Origin of the sequence: Craterilacuibacter sinensis (assembly GCF_009831765.1) — a bacterium.
GTDB lineage: Bacteria > Pseudomonadota > Gammaproteobacteria > Burkholderiales > Chromobacteriaceae > Craterilacuibacter > Craterilacuibacter sinensis.
This window is the reverse complement of record NZ_WSSB01000006.1, coordinates 200,550-209,412: the sequence shown is the minus strand read 5'-3', so window position 1 is coordinate 209,412 and position 8,863 is coordinate 200,550. Positions and strand designations below refer to the sequence as shown.

At 61.0% G+C, this 8,863-nt stretch carries 6 protein-coding genes; 1 reads left to right on the top strand and 5 read right to left on the bottom strand.

Going from position 1 to position 8,863, the window contains the following annotated elements; translation table 11 throughout:
• Positions 1-83: 83 nt before the first annotated feature.
• Together GQF02_RS08645 and GQF02_RS08640 are read right to left on the bottom strand one after the other, a co-directional pair.
• Positions 84-1,655, bottom strand: coding sequence for a FadD3 family acyl-CoA ligase (locus GQF02_RS08645; protein WP_160796406.1), 1,572 nt, complete (start codon positions 1,653-1,655; stop codon positions 84-86).
• A gap of 193 nt (positions 1,656-1,848) precedes the next feature.
• Positions 1,849-3,204 (bottom strand): MBL fold metallo-hydrolase RNA specificity domain-containing protein, encoded by a 1,356-nt coding sequence (locus GQF02_RS08640; RefSeq protein WP_160796404.1) that lies wholly within the window; start codon positions 3,202-3,204, stop codon positions 1,849-1,851.
• A 244-nt stretch (positions 3,205-3,448) separates the two neighbouring features.
• Here GQF02_RS08640 and GQF02_RS08635 point away from each other — a divergent pair, with 244 nt between their 5' ends.
• Positions 3,449-5,221, top strand: a complete 1,773-nt coding sequence (locus tag GQF02_RS08635) for an ABC transporter ATP-binding protein/permease (RefSeq protein WP_160796402.1) — start codon at positions 3,449-3,451, stop codon at positions 5,219-5,221.
• Positions 5,222-5,248: 27 nt separating this feature from the next.
• Here GQF02_RS08635 and GQF02_RS08630 read toward each other — a convergent pair whose 3' ends face one another.
• From GQF02_RS08630 to GQF02_RS08620, 3 genes are read right to left on the bottom strand one after another with little or no spacing between them, the layout of a single operon-like run.
• Complete coding sequence (locus GQF02_RS08630; RefSeq protein ID WP_160796400.1) at positions 5,249-6,850, bottom strand: GMC family oxidoreductase; 1,602 nt, start codon at positions 6,848-6,850, stop codon at positions 5,249-5,251.
• The gene (locus GQF02_RS08625) at positions 6,847-7,374 is read right to left on the bottom strand and encodes a hypothetical protein (RefSeq protein WP_160796398.1); all 528 of its coding nucleotides are present in this window, start codon (positions 7,372-7,374) and stop codon (positions 6,847-6,849) included. The genes GQF02_RS08630 and GQF02_RS08625 overlap by 4 nt, the downstream gene beginning before the upstream one ends.
• A complete protein-coding gene (locus GQF02_RS08620) occupies positions 7,371-8,807 on the bottom strand; it encodes a coniferyl aldehyde dehydrogenase (RefSeq protein WP_160796396.1) in 1,437 nt (478 codons plus the stop codon). The genes GQF02_RS08625 and GQF02_RS08620 overlap by 4 nt, the downstream gene beginning before the upstream one ends.
• Between the last annotated feature and the right edge of the window lie 56 nt (positions 8,808-8,863).

The following is an 8,863-nucleotide window of genomic DNA, read 5'->3' as shown; positions in this document are numbered from 1 at the left end:
GTCGCCCGTCTCTGCCGGGATGGCAATCTGCATGGTCTTCCCCTTGATTCAATCAATTTTTGCTGGCAAACGGATGGCCGGCATTATGAATGCGCAAGCTCGCGCAACTTGTTTTTCAGCACCTTGCCGGACGCGTTCAGCGGCAGCGCCGCCACGAATTCGACTTCGCGCGGCACTTTATAATTGGCCATGCGCGTGCGGCACCAGGCAACGATCTCGTCCCCTGCCGGTTCAAAACCGGCGCGCGGCACGATATAGGCCTTGCCGACTTCGCCCATTCTGTCATCCGCCACACCGATCACCGCCACCTGTGCAATCTGCGGGTGCAGTGCCAGCGTGCGTTCGATCTCGGCCGGGTAAACATTGAAGCCGCCGACAATAAACATGTCTTTCAGGCGGTCGGTGATAGCCAGATAACCGCCCTCATCCAGTACACCAACGTCGCCGGTATGCAGCCAACCGTCGGCATCAATGGCATCCGCCGTCGCGCCACTATCGCCGAAATAGCCCTGCATCACGTTAAAGCCGCGTATCCACACCTCCCCCGCCATGCCAGCGGGCAAGGCCTCGCCGTTTTCAGCGGCGATACGGATCTCGACCCCGGGCAAGGGCCGCCCGCAAGTTCGGGCTATGGTTTCGGCACTATCATCCGCCAGCGTCAGGGTTGCGATCCCCGAGGATTCGGTCAGGCCGTAACCGGTCAGTACGAGCTTGAAGCCCAGCTCGCTGCGCATGCGCGCAATCAGCGCGGGAGGCACCGAGGCGGCACCGGTGACGGTTGCACGCAAGCTGGAGATATCGGTTTCTTGCAGGCGCGGATCTTCCAGCAGCGAGAGAAACAACGTCGGTGCACCAGGCAATACCGAGATGCGGTCGCGGGCGATGCGCTTCAGCACTTCACCCGCATCGAACACGGCCAGCGGATAAAGCGTGGCGCCGGCCATCAGTCCGGCCAGCCAGCCAGCCTTGTAACCGAATGCATGAAAAAACGGGTTCACGATCAGGTAGCGGTCACCGGGCGACAAGGCAATCGCCGCCGCCCACACCGCCATGCCGCTCAGGTTCTGGCCATGTGCGGTGATCACCCCCTTGGGGTAGCCGGTGGTACCCGAGGTGAAAAGAATATCAGATGCGTCGTCCGGCAGTATCCCCAGCGCTACCTGATCGGCCTGCGCCATCGCGGCTTCATCCGCCCACTGCAAAAATTCGTCCCACGGCAGGGTATCGGCCATACGGGGCGACTCGCCCAGCACCACCACTTCCTGCAACGAATCGGGACGGATGCCAGCAAGTTGTTGCGGATAGGCGGCACCGAGAAACTCGCCGATGCAGAACAGCAGCCTGGCCTGGCTCTTGCCCAGAATATAGGCCGCTTCCTGCCCTTTCATGCGGGTGTTGACCGGCACCAGAACCGCCCCGGCCGTATGGATGCCCAGCGCAGCCGCGATCCACTGCCAGCCGTTGGGTGCCCAGATTGCGACCCGGTCACCCGGCTTCACGCCGAAACGGATCAATGCGCCGGCCACACGCCGGCGCAGGCGGTCAAGCTCGGGGTAACTGATGCATTGCCCATCGTCCTCGATCGCAATACGGCCAGGCCAACGTGCGGCACTGGCGGCCATCATGCGGGGAATGGTGGGGATAGTAGGCAACATGAGATGCTCCTGTGAATGGCATACCAAGCATCATCACCAAACACGGCCGCAGCTTCATCGTCTGCTAGGACTAACGCGCAAGCCCATAAAAAACGGCACATGCCGTCGCGCGGGCCGCTGCCGCCATAGGAAGTGGAACAGCGCACTTAAGGTGCACCCAGTACCGGCGCTGCGCAAGAAACCCAAAAGTGCTTTACAGCACGATGCTTTGCTTGTGTTCGGGCACATCCACCCGCCAGCCGTAGCGGTGCTCGATATTGCGGCGCAGGGTATCGGCGGCTTCGGGCTCGCCATGCATCACGAAGGTATGCATAGGCGGCGCCTTAAATGCCGATAGCCAGGCGAGAATCTCGTCACCGTCGGCATGCGCGGACAAGTGCTCCAGCGCCACCACCTCCGCCCGGATAGGCACATCCTCACCGAACATGCGCACGCTATCCGCGCCGGCCACAATCAGTGCGCCACGGGTACCGCCGGCCTGAAAGCCGGCAAACAGCAGGGTATTTTTCTTGTCCGGCCCAAAGGCGGCAATGTGGTGCAGCACGCGCCCGCCGGTGGCCATGCCGCTGCCCGCGATCATCACGGCCGGACGGGTACTGCGGTTGAGCGCCTTGGATTCCTCCACTGTACGCACGAAGTGTACGCCGCGGCACATGGATTCGACGTCGGTTTCGGACAGGCGCAGCTCATCATGAAACTCATGAAACAGCGTAGTCACCGCGCCGGCCATCGGGCTGTTGAGATAGATGGGCACATCCGGAATCCGCTTTGCCTGCTTTAATCTGAACAGCAAAAGCAGCAAGGTTTGCGCCCGCTCCACGGCAAATGACGGGATCACCACCACCCCGCCGCGACGCACGGTGCGACAGACCACATCGGCCAGCAAGGCCTCGGTATCTTGTTTCGGGTGATGGCGATTGCCATAGGTCGACTCGACAAACAGGATGTCGCAATGGCTGACCGTATCCGGCTTGAAGGTAATCGGGTCGTTCGGCCGGCCCAGGTCGCCTGAAAACAGCAGGGTCTTGCCATCCACTTTCAGCTCGGCCATCGCGGCACCCAGAATATGGCCGGCCTGCCTGAGCGTCAGTACAAAGCCCGGCGCGATTTCGCGCGCCTCGCCCAGCGCCAGTGGCCGGAAGTGTTTATCCACCCGCTGGGCATCGGCTTCGGTATACAGCGCCAGCGCCGGATGATGTTTGGAGTAGCCGCGACGGTTGGCAAACTCGGCCTCCTCCTCCTGCAAGCGCCCGCTGTCGGCCAGCAAAATGGCCGCCAGCTTCACACTGGCAGGAGTGGTGTGGATGGCTCCATGAAAACCGTCGCGCACCAGCGCCGGCAAATAGCCGCTGTGATCGAGATGGGCATGGGTCAGCACCACCGCATCTATCGTCGATGGCTTCACCTCGAACGGTTGCCAGTTACGCAGGCGTAGCTGCTTGAAGCCCTGAAACAGCCCGCAGTCGACCAGCACCCGATGACCCTCGTGCTCGATCAGCGTTTTACTGCCGGTCACCGTACCGGCCGCGCCCAGAAACGTGATTTTCATGCCTGCCTCCATCCGTTTGCCGCCTCGCGGCGATGCTTTGATACGGTGGGTACCGGGATACGCTTCTCTCGCAGCAAAAGACAGAAGCAGCACGCCATCACCCAGACTTCCTTGTTTGTAGCCGAAGAGCACGCTGGCTGCGTCCGCAGCATTTCCATCTCCCTGCCCGGGAGAGGTGACTTACTTACGCTATGCTAAGTAAAATGCACAACCTATACGCATCAAACATGCTCTCGGAGACCGTATGAACTGGAGTCAAGAGCTTATCAATAGCAGCCTGTGGCTGCTTAAGGCGTATTCCATCACGCTTATTATTGCCCTGCTCGCCGGCTGGGCGCTGGTACGCTTCAGCGGCTGGGGCAGGCAATTCTGGCGTTTGAGCGGAGATTTTTTTTCCATCCGCCACAATCCGCGCCCCACCTTGCTATTGCTAGCCATCCTGTTTTTCACCCTGTTCGGGGTCAGGATGAGCGTGCTGTTTTCGCAGTGGTACAACCAGATGTACGCCTCCTTGCAAAAGCTGGATGAACGGCTGTTCTGGGTGGCGATGTGGAGCTTTGCCGTACTGGCCTCGGTGCATATCGTGCGCGCGCTGACCTCGTTCTACCTCAACCAGTCATTCACCCTACACTGGCGGCAATGGCTGAACGAGCGCCTGCTCTCGGGGTGGCTGGACAAACAGGCCTATTTTCGCAGCCAGTATCTGGAGACGCCGGCCGACAACCCCGACCAGCGTTTGCAGCAGGATGTCACCAGCTTTGCCGCCATGTCTTTGTCGCTGTCCATGGGGGTGATCGATGCCCTGGTGTCCACCATCGAGTTCACCATCATCCTGTGGGGCTTGTCCGGCGTGCTCAATCTGTTCGGCACCGAGATCCCGCGCGGCATGGTGTTCGTGGTCTACGTCTATGTAATTATCGCCACTGTGTTCGCCTTCAAGATAGGCCGGCCGCTGATCCGGCTTAACTTCCTCAACGAAAAACTGAATGCCGATTACCGTTACTCGCTGGTGCGCCTGCGCGAATATGGCGAAAGCGTGGCGTTCTACCGGGGCGAAGGCGTAGAGGGCGACAAACTCAGGTCGCGCTTCTCCGGCATTATCGGCAACGCCTGGGCCATCGTTTACCGTTCGCTCAAGTTCCAGGGGTTCAACTTCATCATCAGCCAGACTGCCGCCGTCTTTCCGTTCATTATTCAGGCGCAGCGTTTCTTCTCCAAACAGATCACGCTGGGCGATATGGTGCAAACGGCGCAGGCCTTCGGCCAGCTGCAGGATAATTTGTCCTTTTTCCGCAGTGCTTACGACGATTTTGCCGGCTACCGTGCCGTCCTTGACCGTCTGACCGGTTTTGTCGATGCCATCGAACAGGCCGACAGTCTGCCCAGCCCGCAGATCAGTACCCGCGGCGATGTGCTGACGCTCAGTGCGCTGAACATTCAGACCCCGCAAGGACGCATCTTGCTTGGCGACGCCAATTTAACCATCAAGCCGGGCGAGCCCTTGCTGATACGCGGACGCTCGGGCAGCGGCAAGACCACCTTGCTGCGCGCCATTGCCGGCCTGTGGCCGTATTGCGAGGGGCACATCATCCGTCCTGAGGGGCGTTCCATTTTCCTGTCGCAAAAGCCCTATTTGCCGCAAGGCACGCTACGCGATGCGCTGTATTACCCAAGCGCGGCCGAAGCGGGCGATGAGGCGGCCAAGATACTGGCACTGGTCCAGCTGGGACACTTAAGCAGCCGGCTGGATGAAAACGAAGAGTGGGCTCACATCCTGTCGCTTGGCGAACAGCAACGACTGGCTTTTGGCCGTTTATTGCTGGCCAGGCCACAGTCGGCCTTTCTGGATGAAGCCACCAGCGCAATGGACGAAGGGCTGGAACACACGATGTATGCACTGGTGCGCGAGCGCCTGCCGCAAACCGTGCTGATCAGCGTCGGCCACCGCAGCACCTTGAATAGCCACCACGCCCACCAGCTGGAGCTGCTGGGTGAAGGGCGCTGGCAGCTGGCTTGATCTTGGTCTGAGCTGAGCGCGCTACGCTCAGCTCAGGCGGCTTGCGAGACGGGAGGCGTTGCGCAGGGCAAAGGTGTAGACCGATAGCTGGGGATTGGCCCCGATACTGGTCGGAAACAACGAGCCGTCAATCACGCTCAAGTTGTCCAGTTGCCAGTGTTCGCCCCAATGGTTGACCACCCCGCTTTGGGCATCGGCTCCCATCGCCGCCCCGCCCATGACATGGGCGCTGACCACGCGGGCGCGCAGGATTTCCAGCGGCAAGGTGTCGATCTGGGTGCGCGCCTCGGCCCAGCTGCTGGCCGGTTTGGCGTTTTCATGCACGGTCAACACCGATTTGGCGCCGGCGGCGAACTGCAGCTCGGCCATCGAGCGCCAGGCCTGGCGAAAAGCCTGCCACACCGGATCAGTAATGGGGTAGTCCAGTGCCGGACTGCCGTCTTTTTTCAGTTTGACCGTTCCGCCCTGGCTGTCCGGATGAAAACCATCACGCGTCAGCGCCAGCATCACATTCAAATGGGGCATATCCTGCATCAGACGGGCGTGATCGGGACCGAAGCCGGTCAGCGTGGTAGCCAGCAGCACCGGATGTACCGGCGGGACTTCCAGCTTGTAACCCAGCTGGCCATCGATGGGCCAGGTATGCAGGAAATGGTTGGAATAAACGGTTTGCGGCGCCCCGCTCCACGGCTCGATTTGCTCGGGCATAATGGCACCGGACAGCACCACCGGATGCAAAAACGTGCGCTTGCCCAATACCTCATGCGGGTCGGGCGCGCCGCTTCTGAGCAATAGCGCCGGCGTGCCGATGGCGCCACCACAGAGCACCACATGGCGCGCCTTGATCCTGACCTTCACTCCCGAAGGCGTCAGCGTATCGGCCTTGAGCGCCAAGCCTTCCACTGCATCAACATGCTTGTGATCGGCGCTTAACAGCAAGCGCTCCACCCGCACCCGTGCAAGCAATCCCGCGCCCTTGTCCAGGGCGGACGGTATGGTCGTCACCAGCATGGACTGCTTGGCATTGGTCGGGCAGCCCATGCCGCAATAACCCAGATTCCAGCAGTCGTGCACATTGCGCCGTATGCGCCCATGCGAGTAGCCCAGTGCGCTACAACCTTTTTCCAGCACACTATTGTTCGGGTTGGGCGGTGCCAGCCATTCGCCGATATGCACCCGGGCCTCGGCTTTAGCGATCCAGGGCAGCATTTCGGCTTCGCCAAGCTCGCTTAAGCCATGCTTTTCGCGCCACCAGGCCAGCGTCTCGACTGGCGGGCGAAAAGAGCTGGTCCAGTTGACCGTGGTCGAGCCGCCGACGGTACGGCCTTGCAAGATAGTAATGCCCTTGTCCAGCGTCTGGCGGTTGGCCGACTCCTGATAAAGCTGGGGGTAGGCTTCGGACTCCAGCAAGCGAAAATCGGTCGAACTTTTCAGTGCACCCTCTTCTATCAGCAGCACTTTCAGTCCGGCCTGCGCCAGGACTTCGGCACTGATGCCGCCACCGGCACCCGAGCCGACAATGGCGACATCGCAATCCAGCTGCAGATCCTGCGTAAGCGCCGCACCATCGTAGACCTGCCAGCCGCGCGTCAGCCCCTCCCGGATCGGGTCTTTCAGCGGACTTGTCATTGCAGAATCCTCCCCTGTGCCGGCACGCCATAAGAGAGCGCGGCAAAGCTTGCCGGGTTGGCATACCAGGCGGCATTGATCAGCCCGTGCAGCGCCTGATAGCCGCTACGCAATAAGGTAAAACGCGACTGGCGCCAGCCATCCAGAAAGGCATGCAGCTCGGCCACGCTTGCGCTCGACCATGGCGCCTTAACTCCGGCCAGATAACGCCGTCCCCAGCGATTGCCCAGCAAATCCAGCAACTGGCGCACCTCGGCTTGCAGCATCAGCGGCAAGCCTGTTATTGCGGCATCCACACCAAACAGCAGCGCCTTTAGCTGGTTTGCGTCCAGCGACAAGCCCAGCATGACCGGCGCGATGGCAGCAAGAAGATTGGTGTCTGATGCATTCAGAAAACGGGTATCGAGGCCCTGCGTATCTGATGCGCGAAGGGCATCGGGATCGGGCCGCGCCAGAAAGCCCGCCGCCAGCAATAGCGCCGAGCCGGCAAGGCCGGTCTTGAGTAGCTGGCGGCGGCTGATCATGGCCGCCTCAGCATCAGTTTGAGCAGCCAGTGCATACGCTGGCCGTAAGGCGCATGGGTCAGCGACAACACATTCAGCTTGGGCATGGCCAGTACCGGTTTGAGCTTGGAAAAAGTCAGAAAGCCTTCATGCGCATGGTAGTGGCCCATACCGGAGGCACCCACCCCGCCAAAGGGCAGATCGTCCTGCGCGACATGCAGCACCGTAGTATTGACGCACATGCCGCCGGCAATGGTTTCCCGCTCGACACGGGCAATACGCATCGGGTCTTCATCAAACAGATACAGCGCCAACGGCCGCGCGCGCGCGTTGACATAGTCCAGCGCCTCGTCGAATTTGCCATACGCGACAATGGGCAATAGCGGCCCGAAAATCTCCTCCTGCATCAAGGCGCAATCCGGCGGCGCATCGCTAATGAGCGTGAGCGGCAATTTGTGCGAACCGCTTAAATCCTCGGCCCCCGGATTGATGGCCTCAACCGTGGCACCCGCGCTACGCGCTTCTTCCAGCCAGAGGCTGAGGCGCTGGTGATGGCGTGCGTTGACCACCGAGGTGTAGTCCGGATTGTCGCGTAGCGTCGGGTACATGCGGCTGGCGGCCAGACGGATTTCCCGCACCAGCGCATCGCGCTCGCCCGCCTTGACCAGCACATAGTCGGGCGCGACGCAGGTCTGCCCTGCATTCAGCATCTTCCCCACCACAATGGCCTCGGCCGCACGGCGCACATCAAAGCCCGGCGCGACAATAGCCGGTGATTTGCCGCCCAACTCCAGCGTGACAGGGGTCAAATTGGCGGCGGCGGCGCGCATCACATGCTTGCCGATGGCGGTGGAGCCGGTAAACAGCAGGTGATCGAAGGGCAAGGCGGAAAAGGCAGCGGCGACTTCAGGCCCGCCATTGACGACTTCAACCCAGTCCGCCCCCAGCGCCTCAAGGCACAAGCGTGCCATCAGTTCGCCGGTATGCGGCGTGAACTCGGACATTTTGAGCATGATGCGGTTGCCGGCAGCCAAAGCGGCGATCATGGGGCCGACGGCCAGATAGAGCGGATAGTTCCACGGCACGATAATGCCGACTACGCCCAGAGGCTGCGCGCGCACATGGGCCCGCGCCGGCTTGAACCACAGCGACACCCCGCGCTTTTGCGGCGCCATCCAGCGCTTGAGCATTTTTTTGGCGTGGCGTATGCCTTCCTGCGACGGAAACAACTCGGCCAGACGGGTTTCTACTGCGCTACGCTGACCGAAATCGGCATTGATCGCGGCAATCCAGTCATCTTCATGGGCATGCAGCATGCGGGCAAGCTTATCCAGCAGGGCGATACGCTGCTCATATTCGGGGAAAGCATCCGCCTGCCAGGCGCGCTTCAGCCTTGCGTGCGCCGGCTCTAGCGCGGCGACGATGGCAAAGCCCGGGTTGGTCGAATTATCCATTGTGTTATCCTCGTTGGGCCATATATTCAAACACCTGTTTGGCCTTGCGTTTTCAC

Coding starts and splice junctions, on each gene's coding strand:
- GQF02_RS08620 (WP_160796396.1), bottom strand. CDS start 8,807: ATGGATAATTCGACCAACCCGGGCTTTGCCATCGTCGCCGCGCTAGAG.
- GQF02_RS08640 (WP_160796404.1), bottom strand. CDS start 3,204: ATGAAAATCACGTTTCTGGGCGCGGCCGGTACGGTGACCGGCAGTAAA.
- GQF02_RS08635 (WP_160796402.1), top strand. CDS start 3,449: ATGAACTGGAGTCAAGAGCTTATCAATAGCAGCCTGTGGCTGCTTAAG.
- GQF02_RS08645 (WP_160796406.1), bottom strand. CDS start 1,655: ATGTTGCCTACTATCCCCACCATTCCCCGCATGATGGCCGCCAGTGCC.
- GQF02_RS08630 (WP_160796400.1), bottom strand. CDS start 6,850: ATGACAAGTCCGCTGAAAGACCCGATCCGGGAGGGGCTGACGCGCGGC.
- GQF02_RS08625 (WP_160796398.1), bottom strand. CDS start 7,374: ATGATCAGCCGCCGCCAGCTACTCAAGACCGGCCTTGCCGGCTCGGCG.